Source organism: Paraburkholderia fungorum, assembly GCF_902833645.1.
Lineage (GTDB): Bacteria > Pseudomonadota > Gammaproteobacteria > Burkholderiales > Burkholderiaceae > Paraburkholderia > Paraburkholderia fungorum.
The window spans coordinates 437,199-456,736 of sequence record NZ_CADFGE010000004.1; the positions used below are offsets into that span (position 1 = coordinate 437,199).

Consider the following 19,538-nt stretch of genomic DNA (forward strand, 5'->3'; position numbering starts at 1 on the left):
GAAAAGCGATGCGTGAAGTCCGTATTTTCGAAATGGAACATGACGAGCCCGCGGCGGCCTGGCGTGTCGCGCGTCCGTCGACCTTCAAGGCGATCTCGGGCGAGATCTGGCTGACCGTCGAAGGTGAGCATCACGATCACTGGCTGGCAACGGGGCAATCGATCGAGTTGCCGCGCGGCGCGGTGGCGTGGGTCAGCGCCGGGCGGGCCGGTGCGCGCTTCGCGTTGGCCAGCGGGTCGGAACACCTCGCCATGCGGTCACTGCGCGCGTTGCCGGGCTTGAACTGGCTGCCGCGTTGGCTGGGTGTGGCGTAACGCGGGGCCATGGCTGCCTGCACTGCTGCGGCTGAGGCAAGCACGGATTACGTGTTGCGTCCGCTCAAGGCCGCGGCTCAGGCGGTTGCATCAACCTCCCCGATATAGCGCGCGCGTGGCCGGATCAACCGGCCGTCGCGCGTCTGTTCGATTGCATGGGCAATCCAGCCGACCACCCGGCCGAGCGCAAACAGCGTGAATGCGGCGCCGGTCGGCAGACCGAGTACCCGTTCGATTGCGGCCAGGGCAAAGTCGACGTTCGGCTCCACGCCGGTCGTGTCGCGCACCGCGCGCGCGAGCTTTTCTACTTCGGCTAATGGCGAGCGGGCCGGTGCGCAGTCGGCAAGCATCCCCAGCAGCAGACGTGCGCGCGGATCGCCTTGCGGATACAGCAGATGACCGAAGCCCGACAGCACGGGTCGATGCATGCTCTGTTCGTGGTGCGCAAGCCGGTTCGCCAGATAGCGATGCAGATCCGGCGCGCGCGACGCTTCGTCGAAAAGCGCGGCAATCCTCACTGTCTCGCCACCATGCCGCGGCCCGGCCAACGCGGCCAGACCGCCGGCCACCGCGCCGAACAGGTGCGTTCCCGTCGACGTGATGCAGCGAACCGTGAAGGTCGACGCGTTCAGTTCATGATCGGCGCATGCCACCAGCGCCGCGCGCAGCAGCCCGGCCTGCTGACGGTTGCGCACGTTCCACGCCGAAGCCAATTGCCGGTGCAGCGGTTCGTTCGACGGCGCCGCCGAGACCATTGCCGCCGCCAGCAAACGCATGACCGAGCACGCGGTATCGAGTTGCGCATCGCGGCCGAGCGCCCATACCCGCGGCATTTGCGCCGCGGCGGCCGGCAGCAGCACGAGCGCGCGGTCGAGCGGCGTGCTGTCGCTCCAGAGCTTGAGCCACGCCGCCCACTGAGCGGTGGCGAACGGCACGGCCGGCGCCTCGGCGATACGCCTCGCACTGCATTCCCACAACAGCGCCGCGACCTCTTCCAGTGACGCCGTGCGTGCCAGTTCCATCGCGTCATGTCCGCGATAGAGCAGGCGCCCCTCGGCCACCAGCGTGATAGACGATTCGAGCACCGGCACGCCCCAGTCCAGCACCTTTTGCGCGACCTTGCCGGCACGCTTGCCGTCTTCCTTGCGCCGAGCGAGCCGCCGCACTTCGCCGGCATCGTAGAGCCGGCGCTTGCCTTGCGCATCGGGCGACGAACTTAGCATGCCGCGGCTGACATACGCGTACAGGGTAGGCAGGCTGATGCCGAGTTCGGCGGCGGCTTCGGCAGCGGTCAGAGTAGGGGCGAGTGGCATGGAAACGCGTGGAAACCGAAGAAATCAATATATATTGATTATCATAATCAAGATTGATTGCGGCAAGGCGGAATTCTAGACTCGGTTCACTTTCTTTCTGTTCCAACCTGAATGAGATGAACGCCATGACGCCTGACCTTGCGCTCAAACATATCTGGACGACGGCGGGATGCGACCCGACTGCATTGAAATCCGTGTCGCTTGCCGGTACCGATCCGGAGCTGCCGTCGGTCTATCGGGTCGGCACGCTGGCCTCGGCGACCATCGCCGCCGCGGGTCTTGCCGCGGCTGAATACTGGCGCTTGCGCACGGGGCATCGGCAACACGTTGCGGTTGAGATGCGGCGCGCGCTGGCCTCGTTTCGCAGCGAGCGCTATCTGCGCATCGACGACGGGCCGCCGCCTGCTTTGCGCGATCCGGTGATGGGCTTCTATGCGACGCGTGACGACCGCTGGATTCAACTGCACACCAACTTTCCGCATCATCTTGCCGGGGTATTGCAGGTGCTCGGTTGCGCGAACGATCGCGCGGCAGTGGCCGAGGCCATTCGCGGCTGGGATGGCGCGACGCTCGACCAGACGCTCGCCGACGCCGGCTTGTGCGCCGCCTTGATTCGCTCACCCGACGAATGGGCCGCGCTCGATCAGGCAAAAGCGATTGCGAGGCTGCCGCTGTTCGAGATCGAGCGCATTGGCGACGCACCCGCCGAACCGCCGCGCCGGGACGGGGCGCAGCGGCCGCTCGCGGACGTGCGGGTGCTGGATCTGTCGCGCATCATTGCCGGGCCGGTGGCGGGACGCGCGCTCGCGCAACATGGCGCGGACGTGTTGATGATCAACGGTCCGCACTTGCCGAACATTGCGCCGCTGGTGATCGACAACGGACGCGGCAAGCGTTCGGCCGTCGTCGATCTGCGCGATGACGCGGGGCGGGAAACCTTGCGTGGCCTCGCTGGCGGCGCCGACGTGTTTTTGCAGGCGTATCGGCCAGGCGCCCTGGCGGCGCACGGGTTTGGACCCGAGGAACTGGCGCGGATACGGCCGGGGATCGTCTATGTTTCGGTTTGCGCTTATGGGCATACGGGACCATGGGCCGGGCGGCGTGGCTTCGATAGCCTGGTGCAGTCGGCAAGCGGGATTGCCGTGACTGAGCGCGACGCGGCGGGATGGACCGAGCCGAAGCATTTGCCCTGTCAGGCGCTGGATCACGCGACGGGCTATCTGGCCGCTTTCGGCGCGATGGCCGCATTGGCGCGGCGCGCCACCGAAGGCGGAAGCTGGCACGTGCGGGTGTCGCTCGCGCAGACCGGACGGTGGCTGCAGTCGTTTGGATTGTTGCCGGACGGCTGGAAAGCGCCCGATGTTGCGATCGACGACGTGCGGGATTGCCTTGCGACCGTTGAGTCCGAGTTTGGGCGTGTTCTCGGCGTGATGCCGGCCGAGCGGCTGGATGAGACGCCCGCCGGTTTCGCGTTGCCGCCGTCCCGGATCGGGGCGCACGAGGCGAAATGGATGTGAAGACGGCTTGGCGGCCCGGCACTGGCATTTACCCGCACAGCGCCTGGCCGCAGGCGCCGCGAAAAATCGCCGCGTGGGCGGAAAACTACTTCCTCAACTCCGCCACGAAATCATAGTAATCGTTGCGGCAGTAGGTATCGGTCAGCTCGATCGCGCGCTGATCCGCCGTGTACCCGACGCGAGTAATCAGCAACAGCGCTTCGTTATTCGCAATGCTCATTTGCTGCGCGATCTCTTCATTCGCGTTCACCGCGCGAAAATGCTGCAGCGCGCGCACGATCGTCAGTCCGCGACTTTCCAGGTACGAGTACAACGACTCGCCAATTGCCTGAGGATCGGGAATCACCGCAGCCGGGAACGTGGAGTTTTCCACGGCCATTACGATGCCGTCGGCGAGGCGCAAGCGGCGCAGGCGCGTCACGGCTGCTGCCGGGGACAAGCCCAGTTGAATCACTTCATCGCGATTGGCCGGCGAAATTTCCCGCGACAGCCATTTCGAACTCGGTGTAAAACCGCGCCGCCGCAGCATTTCGCTGAAGCTCGACAGACGCGATAGCGGATCTTCGTAGCGTGGCGTGATGAAGCTGCCGGCACCCTGGGTGCGCCGGATCAATCCCTGTTCGACCAGCAGGGCAATGGCTTTGCGCGACGTGATCCGCGACACGCCGAGCGCTTCGGACAGCACGCGCTCGGAGGGCAGCGCCTCGCCCGCGTTCCAACGGTTTTCGTGAATCGCAGTGCCGAGCTTGCGCGCGAGTTGCAGATACAGCGGCGTGTCGTTTTCCGGGTCCGGGCGCAGATCGCGCCAGCGGTCTTCCGAGGCAGAGGTCATGGGGCTCACGCAAGAAGGGCAAGCGGCAATTCTATGACATCGGCGCGCTCCGTTATAGCGGGCTTTTGCCGGAGGCCCGATCCGATGCCCGGGCAAGCGCTAAACTCGTCCCTATGATTTCCGTACCGTCCGCCTGCGCCGCCGCGGCGGCTGCCGCGCGTTGGCTCCCGTCCGCCTGACCATTTTCTGCTACTTTAGCCACATCGAGGAGAAAGCATGACGACCGATATCGCAAGCGTAAGCCTGCCCGACGGCGAGCGCATTCCGAAACTGGGGCAGGGCACCTGGGAGATGGGCGAACAGCCGGCACGCCGCGCTGCGGAAATCGCCGCGCTGCGCTGCGGCATCGAATTGGGCATGACGCTGATCGATACGGCGGAGATGTATGGCGACGGCGCGACCGAATCGCTCCTGAGTGAGGCGCTGGCGGGGCTGCGCGACCAGGTATTTCTCGTCAGCAAGGTGTATCCGCATAACGCCAGCCGGCGCGGTGTGATCGCGGCCTGCGAACAGAGCCTGAAGCGTTTAAAGACGGATCGGCTCGATCTGTATCTGTTGCACTGGCGCGGCTCGGTGCCGCTCGCGGAAACCGTCGAAGGATTCGAAGCGTTGCGCCGCGCGGGCAAGATTCGCCACTGGGGCGTCAGCAATTTCGACACCGACGACATGGAAGAACTGGTCGCCGCGCCGGGCGGCGACGCATGCGCGACCAATCAGATTCTCTACAACGTCGCGCGTCGCGGAGCCGAATTCGACCTGTTGCCGTGGCTCGCCGCGCGTAGCATGCCGGCTATGTCATACAGCCCGGTCGATCACGCGCGTCTGCCGAAGCGCTCGCCGCTCGACGACATTGCCGACACGCGCGGTGTTTCGATATTTCAGGTGGCGCTGGCGTGGGTATTGCAAAAACCCGGCGTGTTCGCCATTCCTAAAGCAGGCCGCGTCGAGCATGTGCGCGACAACCATCGTGCTTCGCAACTGCAACTCCACGCTGACGAACTCGCCGCCATCGACACGTATTTCAAATCGCCACGCAGCAAGCGGCCGCTCGAAATGCTGTAAGCGCCGCGGCGGTCCGGGGTCGCCCGCTTCAGACTTTAGCGAATCGCGGCCAGCCGCGAAGTTGCCGCGCGCGGCGCCTCGCAGTGGCTCGCTGCGGCGGCCCTACGCCGACTAATTGCAGCTGTGATGCAGGTGCACGGAACCCAGAACAGCGACTTCAGCGGGCGTATGCCTGAGCGAATCTTCGTTGACCTGGGCGGCGTCGGCGATGAATTCGTCGACGATCGACGACACCGGCGTATTGTTCAAACACAGCGATACCCGCTGCGTTTCGTTGGGTGGCAGCGACGCGCGCTGGCCGAGGAACAGCACCCCGTATTGATAGCCGTGGATGATGCCGCGGATCGCGCCGACGCATTGGCCTTGCGCGACGTTGTCGTTTTTCCGTTTGCAGGTTTGTGCGAGTGAATAGGCGGAGAAGCTTGGGTCGACCGGCGGGGCGGCTTGCGACAGAGTTTGTGGTTGCGGCCCGGCCGATGGGGCAGGGGTTTGCGCCGGGGTTTGAGCATGAGCGAGCGATGCGAGGCCGAGAGCGGTGATCATCAGCAGGCCGGCGGCCGTGCGCGCCATCGCGTGGGGGACGTTTCGTTGCATGTTGTGGTGCCCTCATATCGAACGTTGAATCTGATATGAGGCGATCGCTTCGGTTTGGTTCCGGTCATGCGCGACGCGATCGATTGGCTGGGCTTTAAACGCGTGCAGGAGCACGCTGGTGAGCTCGCCGGAGGTGCGCCAAGGGTTCGTGCGGGCGCCCCGCTTGCCCGCGAGCGTCGTCGATTCAAACCGGCCTCGGGCGGTGACGCTCGACCGGGGGATCGAGACATCACCGCCGTTGCCGGGGGACTGCGGGCGGGATACGGAGGGTCGTCGTTAGCGACGGGTAGGGCGCGGGGGCCCCCTACCCGGGAATCAGGCCATTGCTAATGCCCGTTTCCTCCGCCATTGCCACCGTTACCGCCGTTGCCGCCACTACCCTTGCCTCCGTGGCCGCCGCCGAAGCCTCCGCCAAAGCCGCCGCCGAACCCGCCACCGAAGCCTCCGTGGCCGCCACCGCAACCGCAGCCGCCGCTCCCGCTGCTGCCGCCGCCGCTGCTGCCACCACCGCTGCTGCCGCCGCCACTGCTTCCACCGCCACTGCTTCCACCGCCACTGCTTCCGCCGCCGCTGCTTCCGCCGCCGCTGCTTCCGCCGCCACTGCTTCCGCCGCCACTGCTTCCGCCGCCACTGCTTCCGCCGCCACTGCTTCCACCGCCGCTGCTGCCTCCGCCACTGCTTCCACCGCCACTGCTTCCACCGCCGCTGCTGCCACCGCCGCTGCTGCCTCCGCCACTGCTTCCACCGCCGCTGCTGCCACCGCCGCTGCTGCCACCGCCGCTGCTGCCGCCACCGCTGCTTCCGCCACCGCTGCTGCCGCCGCCGCTGCTGCCACCACCGCTGCTTCCGCCGCCACTGCTTCCGCCGCCACTGCTTCCGCCGCCGCTGCTTCCGCCACCACTGCTACTACCACCGCCGTTACCTCTACCGCCGCCGCCGGCCGCTCCCGAGCCTGCCGCGCCACCGGCGCCTCCGGCACTATTGCCGCTCGCGCCACTGCTACTGCTGCCGGCACTCGCAGCACCGCTGCTGCTACCGTTGCCGGCATAACGCAAGCACCCTCCAACACTGGTGCTTATGCAATTGCGCGGACTGAACACCACGGCCGCATCATCTGCAGCCGTTGGTTCGTCGGGTGGCGTGCCGGTGGTTGCCGCACCCGCTGCGCCCGCTGCCGCGCCGTCGTCCTGCGCGAGTTGGGTCGCGCTATGCACGCCGCTGGCAGGCAGTGGCGCGTTGGCGGACGCCGTCCACCTGGGGACCGGATCCGTCGACGCCGAATACGCGACCTGAGTGACGAGCAAAGCTACACCTGCCACGATCGCCGCACTTCGCAGAACCCCGCAGTAGTACTGATTGAATTTTCTGGTTTTCATCACGTCTCTCCCGAGGGAATGCCGACACCTCGCTGCCGCCAATTCCCACGCTGACTCCTCGACGACTGGCCTGTCTGAACGCGGGCCGCATCGTCCCCCCGGACTCTGGCTTGCGGATGCAAGTCAAGCATCATCACTGCTTTCCCGGCTGCGTAGCCGGTGCGGCTGACAAGCGCCTTTATGCGTTTCAGCCGTTACCGTCAGGGCACGCTTTTCGTCACGTATCGCTTCTTGCCATGGCGATTCCCAAAAGCGGCGCTTCAGACGTTGTCCCGATCTCTTTGGTCCTGAGTGTCTGGACACTACTTAGCGATATCCATGCCATTACCCGCAAAGCCTTGCGGTGACAGGTGTCGAATAGGGGTGTGTGATGCCGGCGAGGAAAAAACGCATGAAAACGTTTCGGCGATGAAACGCACCGCTGGAAAGCCGCGTTATTGCGCGTTATTCGTTGCGCGCGGCATCTTCCGGGGTGTCTTCCGAACCACGGCCGGTGGCCTTGCCGGTACCGTCGCGCGACGCGGCCTGGAGCGCGCGCAGTTCGTCGACGGGGATATGGCAGCGGATGCGATGCGCGGACGACTGAGTAGAGTCGTCGCCGCCGGCTTCGAGGAAGGGCGGATCTTGCTGCTCGCAAATCGCACCGAGCTTGCGCGGGCAGCGCGTATGGAACACGCATCCGGAAGGCGGCGTGGCGGCGCTCGGCAGATCGCCCGACAGGCGGATGCGGGCGCGGCTGTCGTGGGCGTCGAGCGTCGGCACTGAAGACAGAAGCGCTTCCGTATAAGGATGATGCGGCCCACCGAAGACCGCGGCCGCCGGTCCGATCTCCAGCAGCCGGCCGAGGTAAAGCACCGCGATGCGATCCGACAGATAGCGCACCACATGCAGATCGTGCGAAATGAACACGTAGCTCACGCCGCGCTCGCGTTGCAGATCGGCGAGCAGATTGAGAATCGCGGCCTGCACGGAGACATCGAGCGCGGAGGTAGGTTCGTCGCACACCACCACGCGCGGCTCACCGGCGAACGCGCGCGCGATCGCCACGCGCTGTTTGAGTCCGCCGGACAACTGGCGCGTGCGCGAGCCGAGATAGCGCTCGGGCAAGCGCACGGCGGCCGTCAAGGTGGCGAGCCGTTCGTCGATCGCGGCGCCGCGCAGGGCGGTGAGGCGCGACAACGCGCGGCCGATCAGGCGCTTCACCGAATGCGCGCGATTGAGTGCCGAGTCCGGATTCTGAAACACGATCTGCAAGGACTTGACCTGTTCGTCGTTGCGTCGCGTGACGCGCGCGGCGAGTGGCGTGCCGTCGAGTTCGAGCACGCTGCCCGCATCCGGTGTCAGCAGACCGAGCATCAGTTTCGCGAGCGTGGTCTTGCCGCTGCCGGATTCGCCGACAAGGCCGAGTGTTTCGCCGCTGGCGAGATCGATCGAGACGTCGTCGACGGCGCGCAGCGGGGCGCCGGACACGTGGAATGTCTTCGAGAGTTTTTCCGCGCGCAGCACGAGAGCAGGGCGCCCGGCGTTGCGCGCCGCGCCATCATGCAGCGGCAATCCTTCGGCGGCCGCACGCGGCAATTCGGTTGCGCGCTCGTGATAGTGGCAGCGCGACATCTGATCGCCGTGCGCGGCGCTCACGCGATACGGCGGTGGCGCCTCACGGCGGCAACGGTCGTCCGCGAGGCGGCAACGCTCCGCGTAAATGCAGCCTTGTGTGACCGAACCCGGCGAGGGCAGATGGCCCGCGATGGTGTCGAGCCGCTCGCTGTCCTTGCTGCGCCCCGCGCCCGGCAAACAGCGCAGCAGTCCAACCGTGTAGGGATGGCGCGGCCGGGCGAACACGTCCTGGGTCGCGCCTTCTTCGACCAGCTTGCCCGCATACAGCACGCCGACACGCTCGCACATCCGCCCGATCACCGCGAGATTGTGGCTGATGAACAGCACGGCGGTGCCGAGTTCCGCGCGCAGTTGCGCGACGAGGTCGAGCACTTCCGCTTCGACGGTGGCGTCGAGCCCGGTGGTCGGTTCGTCGAGAATCAGCAGGGCCGGATTCGAGGCGAGCGCCATCGCGATCACCACCCGCTGCTGCATGCCGCCCGACAACTGATGCGGGTAGCTGTCCATCACGCGCTCGGGTGAGGCGATGCGTACACGCTGCAGAATCTCGACCGTGCGCTGCACCGCTTCTTCACGTGATACGCCGGCCGCTTCGAAGGCTTCCGTGACTTGTCGCGCAATCGTCAGTGACGGATTCAATGCGCGTCCAGGGTCCTGATAGACCATCGAAATCGCGTTCGCGCGCATCGTGCGCAAGGCGTCGGCGTCGAGCTTCTGTACGTCCTGACCGGCGATGACGATCTTGCCCGCCTTCACCTTGCCGTTGCGCGGCAAATAGCGCAGCGCTGCCATTGCGACTGTCGATTTACCGCAACCCGATTCGCCGACGAGACCATACGCTTCGCCGCGCCGCACGCGAAACGACACGTCCTGCAACACTTCGCGATCGCGTCCGCGCATCCGGTAGGTGACCGTCAGGCCCACCACGGTCAGCGCATCCGTGCGATCGCTCTTCGACACGTCGAAGGCCGGGAACGAGGCGGGCGGCGGGCCGTTCATCGGTCGAGCACTCCTTGCACGCTATCGGCGATCAGATTCACGCCGACCACCAGCGAGGCGATGGCGCCGGCCGCGAACACGACGGTCCACCACGCGCCGCCCGCCATCAGCGTGTACGACTCGGATAGCGCAAGCCCCCAGTCGGCGGAAGGCGGTTGAATGCCGAAGCCGAGAAACGACAGCGTCGCGACCGCGAAAATGGCATAGCCGAGCCGCACGGTCGCCTCGACGATGATCGGCGGCAACACGTTCGGCAGAATCTCCGCGAACATGATGTAAGGCGCGCGCTCGCCGCGTAGTTGCGCGGCGGCGACGTAGTCCAGATGCCGTTCGGCGAACACGGCGGCGCGCACCGTGCGCGCGGTGATCGGCGTGAAGGTGATGCCGATCACGAGAATCACGGTGAAGTTCGACGCGCCGACCGCGGCGAGCGCGAGCAAGGCGACGATCACGAGCGGCAGTGCGAGCACGGCGTCGATTGCGCGGCCCACGACGTTGTCAACCCAGCCCTCGAAGTAGCCGACGATCAAACCGAGAGCGGTGCCGGCAAGCGTGCCGAGCAGGGTCGCCAAAGGCGCGATGGTCAGAATGTCGCGCGCGCCGACGATCACGCGCGAGAACACGTCGCGGCCGAGCTGATCGGTGCCGAACCAATGCGTGCTGTCGGGCGGCATCAGCGAGTTGAGCGGATCGGACGCATACGGGTCGATCCGCACGATCCATTGCCCGGCGATCGCGCAGACGATCCACCATCCGACGATCAGCACGCCGACTACAAACGTAGGTGAGCGCAGCAGCACGCGCAACTGGTCGAAGCGCGGTTCGCCGGCCCGACGTGGCGTGGGCGGCGCGGCCGGTGGAACGATGGTGCTCATTCGGCGCTCCTCACCCGCAAGCGCGGATTGAGCAGGACATGCAGCGCATCGGCGACGAGATTGGCGACGGTGTAGACCACACCGATCGTCAGCACGCCTGCTTCGAGCATGGGGAAGTCTTTGGCCTTGGCGGCGTTGTAGATCAACGAGCCGATGCCCTGATAGTGGAACAGCGTCTCGACCACCACGAGACCACCGATCATGTAGCCGAGCTGCGTTGCGGCAACGGTGATGGTGGGTAGCAACGCATTGCGCAATACGTGCCGCCAGATCACGATATGACGCGGCAAGCCTTTGAGGATCGCGGTGCGGGTGTAGTCCGCATCGAGTGCTTCGACGGTGCCCGCACGCGCCATCCGCGCGATGTAGCCGAAAAACACCAGCACCAGCGGCAGCACCGGCAAAATTAGATGCCGAAGTTGTTCGAGCACGCTCGCTTCCGGCGGATACGACGCTTCGATCGGCAGCCAGCGCAGCCACACGCCGAACACCAGAATCAGCACGATCGACGAGACGAACTCCGGCACCACGGTGGCCGACAAACCGGCGATGCTGATGGTGCGATCGAGCCAGCGCCCGGCATGCATGGCCGACCACACACCGCCCGCAATGCCGAGCGGCACGACGACGATAAATGCGAGCAGGCCGAGCCTCGCCGAATGCGCGAGCGCATCGGCGATAAACGGCCCAACCGGCTCGCGGTACGCATAGGAGAGCCCCATGTCGCCGCGCACGAAATGCGAGATCCACTCCACGTATTGCGTCATGAGCGGACGGTCCGCGCCGAGCTGGTGATTGAGCGCGGCGACCGCGCGCGCATCGGCGAGCGGCCCGAGCACCGCACGGCCGATATCGCCCGGCAGCAACTGGCCGCCCGCGAACACGATCACTGACAGCAGCCACAGCGTGATCAACGACAAACCTAGCCGCGTCGCCAGAAATCGCACGACGCGGCCGGCGTTGCCGCTCGACACCGGGGAAGCGGAAGGGGTCACCGTGGTCGACATCGTGCGCTCCCGTCGAAGCAGTGCCGCGCGCTCAGCATTACGCGCTCAACACCGCGCGATCGAAATAGAGTTGCGCGAGCGCGGTGAAGCGCACGCCGTTCACACCCTTGCGCATGGCGATCAGTTGATCGTAAAAGAACGGGATGATCACGGGTGTTTCGTCGAGCAACAAGGTCTGAATCTGTCCGGAAATTTTCCGCTGCGAACTCAGATCGATCGCCGCGACGAATTGCGCGACCAGTTGATCGTACTGCGGGTTCCGGAAGTGCGCGGCGTTCCACGTGCCGGTACTGGTGAGCGGCGCGTTCAGGAACACATTCGGCACGCCGCGATGGCCGTAATCGGTGATGCCGAGCGGCGAGTCGAGCCAATCCGATTTGCCCGGCGTGCCCGCGCCGTAGTACAGCGACTGGCTTTCCACTTTCAAATTGATGCGCACACCGATCGCCTTCGCCGCGTTCTGCACGACCACCGCGAGATCGGGAATCTCCATGTACTTTTCGGTGGTCAGCGTGACGTCGAAACCGTTCGGCACACCCGCTTGCGCGAGCAGTTGCTTTGCTTTCGCGATGTCGATCCTGCGTTGTGCGACGCCGGCGTCGGAAGACGGAAACACCGGTGCGAACGGACTGTCGTTACCGAGTTGCGCGCGGCCCTTGAACAGGCCCCGCACCAGCACGTCGCGATCGAGCGACAACGCCATGGCCTGGCGTACGCGCTTGTCCTTGAACACCGGGCTGTCGTTGCGCATGTGAATCTGGCGGTGCGCGCTCGACTTCACGCCGACTGCCTTGTAGTCAGGGTTGTTCAGAATGCCGGCGCCACCCTGCACGGTGAAGGTGCCCATCACGTCGGCCTGGTGACCTTGCAGGGCAAGCAATTGAGCCTGTTCGTCGGCATAGAAGGAGAACTGTACGCGTTGCGGTAACGCTTTGTCGCCCCAGTAATCCGGATTGCGCACGAACGATGCGCCGACCTTCGCCTGATACTTTTCGAACTTGAACGGGCCAGTGCCGATGAAGCTCTTTTCATAACCGCCCGCATAGTTCGCGGGCAGGATCACTGCGTTGTAATTATCGGAGGAAACGTAGTACGGAAAGTTGCCGTTCGGAGCATCGAGGTGGAAGGCGACCGTGTGCTCGTCGACCACTTTCGCGCCGCCTTTCGACAGCACACCCTTGAGCACCGACAGCGCCGCCGAACCGCTGGCCGGATCGGCGAGACGATCGAAAGTGGCAACGACATCTTTGGCGGTGAATGCCTGGCCGTCGTGGAATTTGACGTTCGGCCGTAGCTTGAAGGTCCACACGTCGCCTTTGTCGTTCGGCTTCCACGACAGGGCGAGCGCGGGCCTGAGCACGAGCTTTTCGCCGTCGTCGTCGATCAGGAATTCGCCGGTCTGGTTCAGCAGTGCGAGACTCGCGGCATCGGTCACGGTGAGCGGATCGACCGCACCGGCCGGTGTCAGGTGGGCCACGCGGATCGTCTGATTAGATGGAGCGGGCGCGCCTTGTGCGCGTGCGAGCGGCGCGTTCAGCACGCCGCCGCCGGCCAGCGATAGACCGATCACGCCGGCATAGCGCAGCAGCTCGCGGCGCGTGATGCGGCCGGCGATGAATTCGTCGATAGCGTGGTTGCCGTAGGCGTCGGCGGTGCGGCGGGCCAGGTCGAGTCCGGAAAGTCGATCCGCGGGAGTCTTCATCGATGGAGTATCCAGTCCGTTCTGCTGTCGGTTCTGAAGGGCCGCGCTGGATGCGCGCGGCAGGGTAGCGGGTTTGCGATGACGCAACGCGGTTTCAGTGTAAGCGATTGCCTGCGGATTCGGCGCGCCTGCGAGGGCGCGGCCTGCCGGTTTCGCGGATAAAAGGGCCCGCGTGTGTCGTCGGGACAACGCTCGACGCATGCTGCGAGACGCCCGGCCACGGGCCGTAGGGTGCGCAATCCGCCCGCGGCCGATGCCGTAGCGCAGGAAGCGCTGCTGCGATGGCATCCTTACCGATCAGGCCGGTGCCGGCGAGTTGAATTTACCGCGCGCCGGGGGCCACTGGCACGATACGCGAAACGGCGCGAACGGGAGATTCAATGTTCGTGCGGATGTTTGTGAATCGGATCGACCCAGAAGACCGTTTCCGGCGCTTCCACTGCGTCGATGTTCAGATTTACCACCACCGCTTCATTGTCGCTGCGCACCAGCACGCATTCGAGCGGCTCGTCGGTGCTCGCGTTGATTTCCTGATGCGGCACGTAAGGCGGCACGAAGATGAAGTCGCCCGGGCCAGCCTCGGCCGTGAACTCCAGATGTTCGCCCCAGCGCATGCGGGCCTGGCCTCGCACCACGTAAATCACGCTTTCGAGCGCGCCGTGATGATGCGCACCGGTCTTTGCGTTCGGATGGATCGTCACGGTGCCGGCCCAGATTTTCTGCGCCCCGACCCGCGCCGCATTGATCGCCGCCGCGCGATTCATACCGGGCGTTTGCGCGGTATTGCTGTCGAGCTGGTCGGCCTTGATGACCTTCACGCCGTGCTCGCGCCAGTCGACCGGCGCCGACGGGTGCTCGTCCTTGTAATGCGGGTGTTCGTGATCCTGGCTCATGGTGTGTCTCCTCGTGGGCGGCCGCCCGGGTGATGGACGCGCCGCCTTGCGGCATTTTTGCACGTTCAGAAACAGGCGTGTGGCTCGCCGCTGCGGGTGTTCGCGTTTTCCGAACCCGCCCGGAACCCTTGTCGGTTGTCTCGCACGGGCTGCTTTTACGAGTTGTCCGATAGTGCCGCCCCATGCGCTAACGCAGGCTGGCGCTCTGTCAATTTTTCAAGGGTTTAACCACCATGAAGCAGATTAAACGATTGTCCTGTGGCGCGCTGCTTTGCCTCGCCTTTGCCGCATCCAGCGCCTGGGCCGAAGCCGGCCACGAGTGGGGCTACAGCGGCGACCACGGCCCTGCTCACTGGGGGGAAATCAGCAAAGACTTTCATACTTGCGAAAGCGGCCGCGCGGAATCGCCGATCAATATCGAAAGTGCGAAGAAGGCGCCCGCCGATCTGCCCAGGCTGAAAATCAACTACCAGCCGCTGCCGATCGACATTTCCAACACCGGGCACTCCGTACAGTTCAACGCAGCGCCGGGCACGGATAGCATTTCGCTCGGCGCCCATGCCTACCAGCTGGTCCAGTTCCACTTTCACACACCGGGTGAAGAGCGCTTCTCCGGCAAGGCGAGCGTGATGGATGCTCACTTCGTTCACCGCTCCGACGACGGCAAACTGCTCGTGCTGGCGGTTCAGTTCAAACTTGGGGCGCAAGCCAATCCGGTTATTCAGGCCCTGCTGGATCGTATCCCTCGTGAGCAGGGCGCGGAGCTGATGGCGAGAGGCGTCACGATCAACCCGCTCGATCTGCTGCCGGGGAATCGCGGTTATTACACCTATAGCGGCTCGCTGACCACGCCGCCTTGCTCCGAAGGGGTGACCTGGATCGAGTTCAAGGAACCCGTGACGATCACGCCGCAGCAACTGCACGCGATGGAGGCGTTCTATCACGGCAATCAACGTCCGGTGCAAGCGCTGAACGGTCGCGATATCTGGGACGTTGAGTGATTATTCGCCGCGTGGAGCGTGCCGGTATCCACGACCCCGCGCCGCGATGAAAAAAAAAGCCCGTCCACCAAGGACGGGCTTTTTTGCTTCAGTCCGGGTGGCCGCACATTGCGTGCAGCCACCTCGGCGCTTACTTCTGCTTCGAGCTGATCACGGCTTCCGCGACGTTGTTCGGCGTTTCCGCGTAGTGCTTGAACTCCATCGTGTAGGTCGCGCGGCCTTGCGTGGCCGAACGCAGCGACGTCGAATAGCCGAACATCTCCGCGAGCGGCACTTCGGCGCGCACCAGCTTGCCGCCGCCGCCGGCGATGTCTTCCATGCCTTGCACCATGCCGCGACGGCTCGACAGATCGCCCATCACGTTGCCCATGAAGTCTTCCGGCGTTTCCACTTCGACGGCCATCATCGGTTCGAGCAGCACGGGCCTTGCCTTGCGCATCGCATCCTTGAAGGCCATCGAACCGGCCATACGGAAGGCGTTTTCGTTCGAGTCGACGTCGTGGTACGAACCGAAGGTCAGCGTCACTTTCACGTCGACCACCGGATAGCCCGCCAGCACGCCGGCCTTCAGCGTTTCCTGAATGCCCTTGTCGACCGCCGGAATGTACTCGCGTGGAATCACGCCGCCCTTGATCGCGTCGACAAACTCGTAGCCTTTGCCTTGCTCCGACGGTTCGAGCGTGATCACCGCGTGGCCGTACTGGCCACGGCCGCCCGACTGCTTGACGAACTTGCCTTCGACATCTTCGACCTTGTTGCGCACCGTTTCGCGGTAAGCCACCTGCGGCTTGCCGACAGTCGCCTCGACGCCGAACTCGCGCTTCATCCGGTCGACCAGAATTTCCAGGTGCAACTCGCCCATCCCGGAGATGATCGTCTGACCGGATTCCTCATCCGTCTGCACGCGGAACGACGGGTCTTCCTGCGCGAGACGATTGAGCGCGATGCCCATCTTCTCCTGATCGACCTTGGTCTTCGGCTCGACGGCCTGCGAAATCACCGGTTCCGGGAAGATCATCCGTTCGAGAATGATCACGTGCTGCGGATCGCACAGCGTGTCGCCGGTGGTCGCTTCCTTCAGGCCGACTGCCGCGGCGATGTCGCCCGCGTAGACTTCCTTGATTTCCTTGCGCTCGTTCGCATGCATCTGCAGGATCCGGCCAAGGCGCTCCTTCTTCTCCTTGACGGCGTTGTAGACGGTATCGCCCGAATTCACCACGCCCGAATACACGCGGAAGAAGATCAACTGGCCGACGAACGGGTCGGTCATGATCTTGAAGGCGAGCGCCGAGAACGGATCGGTGTCGGTTGGATGACGCTCGATTTCCTTGTCGTGCTCGTCGTGACCGGTAATGGCGGGCACGTCGACGGGCGAGGGCAGATAGTCGATCACCGCGTCGAGCATGGCCTGCACGCCCTTGTTCTTGAACGCGCTGCCGCACAGCATCGGCACGATTTCGTTGGCGATGCAGCGCGCGCGAATGGCGTGCTTGATTTCCTCTTCGCTCAACGTCTCGCCGCCGAGATACTTGTCGAGCAGTTCTTCATTCGCTTCAGCCGCGGCCTCGACCATCTTGTCGTGCCATTCCTTGGCGGTGTCGGCGAGTTCGGCCGGAATATCGCGATATTCGAACTTGATCCCCTGGTTCTCTTCGTCCCAGTAGATCGCTTTCATCTTCACCAGATCGACTACGCCCTGGAAGTGTTCTTCCGCGCCGATCGGAATCTGGATCGGCACCGCGACGCCCTTCAGGCGGTCGCCGATCTGCCGCTGCACGCGGAAGAAGTCCGCGCCCACGCGGTCCATCTTGTTGACGAACGCGATGCGCGGCACCTTGTACTTGTTCGCCTGGCGCCACACGGTTTCGGATTGCGGCTGCACGCCGCCGACCGAGTCGTACACCATGCACGCGCCGTCGAGCACGCGCATCGAGCGTTCCACTTCGATCGTGAAGTCGACGTGGCCCGGGGTGTCGATGATGTTGATCCGGTGTTCGGGGTAGTTGCCGGCCATGCCCTTCCAGAAGGCGGTGGTGGCCGCCGACGTGATGGTGATGCCGCGCTCCTGCTCCTGTTCCATCCAGTCCATCGTCGCAGCACCGTCGTGAACCTCGCCGATCTTGTGGGTCACGCCTGTGTAGAACAGGATGCGTTCGGTGGTGGTGGTTTTGCCGGCGTCGATGTGAGCGCTAATGCCGATATTCCGGTAGCGCTCGATGGGAGTCTTGCGGGGCACGTGAACCTCCTTGAAATGGCGCGCCTGAAACGCTTGCCGGGCGGCAATCTGTGCTGCCCGGGGAGCCTTGGATGCTGCTTTGCCAAGAATACTAGGATAGCGCGTCGGCCCGTCTTTTGCAGGAATCTTGCCAGCTGCGTGTGACGGCCTGCTGGCATGGCTCCCGGCGCGGGGCCGGAGATGGCATGGCCTGCTTCGCGCGGAACGCAAAAAAAAGCCGGCACCTCGTGAAAGGCACCGGCTTTTCCGGAAAGCGGCCGCTCGAGGAGCGGCGGGGTGACGCCGTGGCGGCGCGCGTTTAGCGCGTTTATTGCGCGGCCGGCAACCCCTGGATTTTCATCCCCGGTTTGATGCCTTTCGACGAGAACCAGCCCTTGCTCATTTCCAACGCATACACGCCGTTGTTCTTCGGGCAGTGATTGTTGGTCGTCTCGGCCTGCATTTCGTCGATATCGGTGACCGTGCCGTCGGCGCGCATGAAGGCGATCGACAGCGGGATCAACGTGTTCTTCATCCAGAAGCAATGCACGGCGTTTTCATTGAAGACAAACAACATGCCTTCATTCGGCGCGAGGGTCGTGCGATACATCAGGCCTTGTTCGCGGTCGGCGTCATTCGCGGCAACGGCGGCGTCGATCACGAACATGCCCGCCGTCAGCTTCGCGCGCGGGAAGTCGCCGGGTTGCTTCGCGCCGGCCGGCATCTGTTGCGCGTGAGCGGGAGCAGCGGTGGTCGCGGCGAACGAGATCGCCGCAAGCGGCAGGGCAACGGCAACAGCGAAACGCGCAATCAACGAGCGCATGGGAAATCGCACGGCATGACTCCTTGCTGGAAATTAACCCGCGAATGTTACGCGAGCGCGTCAAAAACAAAAAGGCAGATCGCCTTGCGGTGATCTGCCTTTCAACGCCGTAAGAACGGCAATGAAGCGTGTACTTGACTGCGTTTTTACAACAAACTTACTCCGAAGCGCCCGAAGCTGCAGCTGCTGCTGCTGCCTTCTTGTGCGACTTCTTGTGAGCGTGCTTCGTGGTCTTCTTTGCCGACGAAGCTGCTGCTGCCGGAGCTGCCGAAGCTGCTGCCGGTGCCGAAGCTTGTGCGAATGCTGCCGTTGCGAAGAGGCCAGCGACCAGAGCGGCGATCAGTTTGTTCATTTTGTAAATCCTCAGCTTGAGTTAATTAACCAAATGACCCGGTTATATGTAGAGTCATGTCGGTAAACGTGCCATCCACCTTTCGGTTGACAGCCGCATCGAGATTTTTTTCGACGCGTCTGTTTAGCGTTCAGACTCCCTGTACTCGCCGCGTGAGCGGCTTGTGCAAAGGCCCTTAAGGCTGAATGCCGGATAGCTTCGGGCGGCATCTGCGTCGAATAACGCGTGAGCTCGCGCACCGGTTGACGTGTTTTTTGTGGAAAATTTATATGCGGATGCGCTGATGCAAATGAGTAGCCGCGCAGTGATCGCGGAAGCAATTGTTTCACGCGTTTTCAGCTTGGTTTCACGCGCTATTTTTGTTTGCGGATACAACGAGTTAGCTTTTTTATCGCCGGTCAGAATACAAACTTGATGCCGGCGCGGCGCCGGCATGGCGTGCAGGTGAACCGTTTTAAACCATGCCTTCCCATGGCGCCTTCAGCGGCAATTCGACACTCTCTCCGGGCTGCAGCCCGAGCGCAAAAATATCGAGTGCGCCGATGCCCGCGCGTACAAGACGCAGCGTCGGAAATCCGACCGCGGCAGTCATGCGACGTACCTGGCGGTTCTTGCCTTCGGTGATCGACAACTCGATCCACGTGGTGGGTATCGCGGCGCGGTAGCGGATCGGCGGTGTGCGGGCCCAGAGCGATCCGCCTGGCTCGACATAATCCGCGCGACAGGGCCGCGTGACGTAATCGCCGAGATCGACGCCGCGCGCGAGCTTCTTCAACGCGGCATCGTCGACTGCGCCTTCCACTTGTGCCCAATAACGTTTGACCAGTTTGTGGCGCGGTTCGGCGATGCGCGCTTGCAGCGCGCCGTCGTCGGTGAGAAGCAGCAGCCCTTCGCTATCGGAGTCGAGCCGGCCCGCTGGATAAACGCCGGGCACCTTCACCCAGTCGGCTAGCGACGCGCGCGTTTCATGCGGCGAGAACTGGCAAATGGTGCCGAACGGTTTGTTCAGGGCGATAAGTCGCATAAGGGAATCGGTGAAGGTCGGC

General features: G+C 64.1%; 18 protein-coding genes. 5 read left to right on the forward strand and 13 right to left on the reverse strand.

What is annotated here, in order from left to right; translation table 11 throughout:
* Window positions 1–8 precede the first annotated feature (8 nt).
* Window positions 9–314 (forward strand): DUF2917 domain-containing protein, encoded by a 306-nt coding sequence (locus HWX91_RS16475; protein WP_028197919.1) that lies wholly within the window; start codon window positions 9–11, stop codon window positions 312–314.
* Between the two features lie 77 nt (window positions 315–391).
* Here the strand turns inward: HWX91_RS16475 and HWX91_RS16480 are convergent, their stop codons facing one another.
* Entirely contained in the window at window positions 392–1,627 is a 1,236-nt protein-coding gene (locus HWX91_RS16480; RefSeq protein ID WP_028197918.1) for a citrate synthase, read from the reverse strand.
* Between the two features lie 125 nt (window positions 1,628–1,752).
* Here HWX91_RS16480 and HWX91_RS16485 point away from each other — a divergent pair, with 125 nt between their 5' ends.
* A complete protein-coding gene (locus HWX91_RS16485; RefSeq protein WP_028197917.1) occupies window positions 1,753–3,144 on the forward strand; it encodes a CoA transferase in 1,392 nt (463 codons plus the stop codon).
* An 85-nt stretch (window positions 3,145–3,229) separates the two neighbouring features.
* On the opposite strand, the gene HWX91_RS16490 is transcribed toward HWX91_RS16485, so the two are convergent.
* The gene (locus HWX91_RS16490) at window positions 3,230–3,976 is read right to left on the reverse strand and encodes a GntR family transcriptional regulator (protein ID WP_028197916.1); all 747 of its coding nucleotides are present in this window, start codon (window positions 3,974–3,976) and stop codon (window positions 3,230–3,232) included.
* A gap of 216 nt (window positions 3,977–4,192) precedes the next feature.
* On the opposite strand from HWX91_RS16490, the gene HWX91_RS16495 reads away from it, so the two are divergent.
* A complete protein-coding gene (locus HWX91_RS16495) occupies window positions 4,193–5,038 on the forward strand; it encodes an aldo/keto reductase (protein ID WP_028197915.1) in 846 nt (281 codons plus the stop codon).
* Window positions 5,039–5,149: 111 nt separating this feature from the next.
* On the opposite strand, the gene HWX91_RS16500 is transcribed toward HWX91_RS16495, so the two are convergent.
* Window positions 5,150–5,632 (reverse strand): hypothetical protein, encoded by a 483-nt coding sequence (locus HWX91_RS16500; protein ID WP_028197914.1) that lies wholly within the window; start codon window positions 5,630–5,632, stop codon window positions 5,150–5,152.
* Between the two features lie 304 nt (window positions 5,633–5,936).
* On the reverse strand, window positions 5,937–6,680 hold the full coding sequence (locus HWX91_RS16505; RefSeq protein ID WP_156034536.1) for a hypothetical protein: 744 nt from the start codon (window positions 6,678–6,680) through the stop codon (window positions 5,937–5,939).
* A 29-nt stretch (window positions 6,681–6,709) separates the two neighbouring features.
* On the opposite strand from HWX91_RS16505, the gene HWX91_RS16510 reads away from it, so the two are divergent.
* Entirely contained in the window at window positions 6,710–6,925 is a 216-nt protein-coding gene (locus HWX91_RS16510; protein WP_028197913.1) for a hypothetical protein, read from the forward strand.
* Window positions 6,926–7,452: 527 nt separating this feature from the next.
* Here the strand turns inward: HWX91_RS16510 and HWX91_RS16515 are convergent.
* The 5 genes from HWX91_RS16515 to HWX91_RS16535 form a co-directional block, all read right to left on the reverse strand.
* Window positions 7,453–9,624 (reverse strand): ABC transporter ATP-binding protein, encoded by a 2,172-nt coding sequence (locus HWX91_RS16515; RefSeq protein WP_028197912.1) that lies wholly within the window; start codon window positions 9,622–9,624, stop codon window positions 7,453–7,455.
* Complete coding sequence (locus tag HWX91_RS16520) at window positions 9,621–10,499, reverse strand: ABC transporter permease (protein WP_028197911.1); 879 nt, start codon at window positions 10,497–10,499, stop codon at window positions 9,621–9,623. The genes HWX91_RS16515 and HWX91_RS16520 overlap by 4 nt, the downstream gene beginning before the upstream one ends.
* On the reverse strand, window positions 10,496–11,506 hold the full coding sequence (locus HWX91_RS16525) for an ABC transporter permease (protein WP_028197910.1): 1,011 nt from the start codon (window positions 11,504–11,506) through the stop codon (window positions 10,496–10,498). Before HWX91_RS16525 ends, HWX91_RS16520 begins: the two co-directional genes overlap by 4 nt.
* A 37-nt stretch (window positions 11,507–11,543) precedes the next feature.
* Window positions 11,544–13,208 carry an ABC transporter substrate-binding protein gene (locus HWX91_RS16530; RefSeq protein ID WP_028197909.1) on the reverse strand — a complete coding sequence of 555 codons (1,665 nt, stop codon included), beginning with the start codon at window positions 13,206–13,208 and terminating at the stop codon, window positions 11,544–11,546.
* A gap of 377 nt (window positions 13,209–13,585) precedes the next feature.
* Window positions 13,586–14,101 carry a cupin domain-containing protein gene (locus HWX91_RS16535; protein WP_028197908.1) on the reverse strand — a complete coding sequence of 172 codons (516 nt, stop codon included), beginning with the start codon at window positions 14,099–14,101 and terminating at the stop codon, window positions 13,586–13,588.
* Between the two features lie 233 nt (window positions 14,102–14,334).
* Here HWX91_RS16535 and HWX91_RS16540 point away from each other — a divergent pair, with 233 nt between their 5' ends.
* Window positions 14,335–15,102 carry a carbonic anhydrase gene (locus tag HWX91_RS16540; protein ID WP_042275698.1) on the forward strand — a complete coding sequence of 256 codons (768 nt, stop codon included), beginning with the start codon at window positions 14,335–14,337 and terminating at the stop codon, window positions 15,100–15,102.
* Between the two features lie 130 nt (window positions 15,103–15,232).
* On the opposite strand, the gene fusA is transcribed toward HWX91_RS16540, so the two are convergent.
* From fusA to HWX91_RS16560, 4 genes are all read right to left on the reverse strand, one after another.
* Complete coding sequence (gene fusA, locus HWX91_RS16545) at window positions 15,233–17,338, reverse strand: elongation factor G (RefSeq protein WP_028197906.1); 2,106 nt, start codon at window positions 17,336–17,338, stop codon at window positions 15,233–15,235.
* A gap of 307 nt (window positions 17,339–17,645) precedes the next feature.
* A complete protein-coding gene (locus HWX91_RS16550; protein WP_028197905.1) occupies window positions 17,646–18,152 on the reverse strand; it encodes a DUF192 domain-containing protein in 507 nt (168 codons plus the stop codon).
* 145 nt (window positions 18,153–18,297) lie between these two features.
* Complete coding sequence (locus HWX91_RS16555) at window positions 18,298–18,492, reverse strand: hypothetical protein (RefSeq protein WP_011489640.1); 195 nt, start codon at window positions 18,490–18,492, stop codon at window positions 18,298–18,300.
* A gap of 454 nt (window positions 18,493–18,946) precedes the next feature.
* Window positions 18,947–19,516 (reverse strand): pseudouridine synthase, encoded by a 570-nt coding sequence (locus HWX91_RS16560; protein WP_028197904.1) that lies wholly within the window; start codon window positions 19,514–19,516, stop codon window positions 18,947–18,949.
* Between the last annotated feature and the right edge of the window lie 22 nt (window positions 19,517–19,538).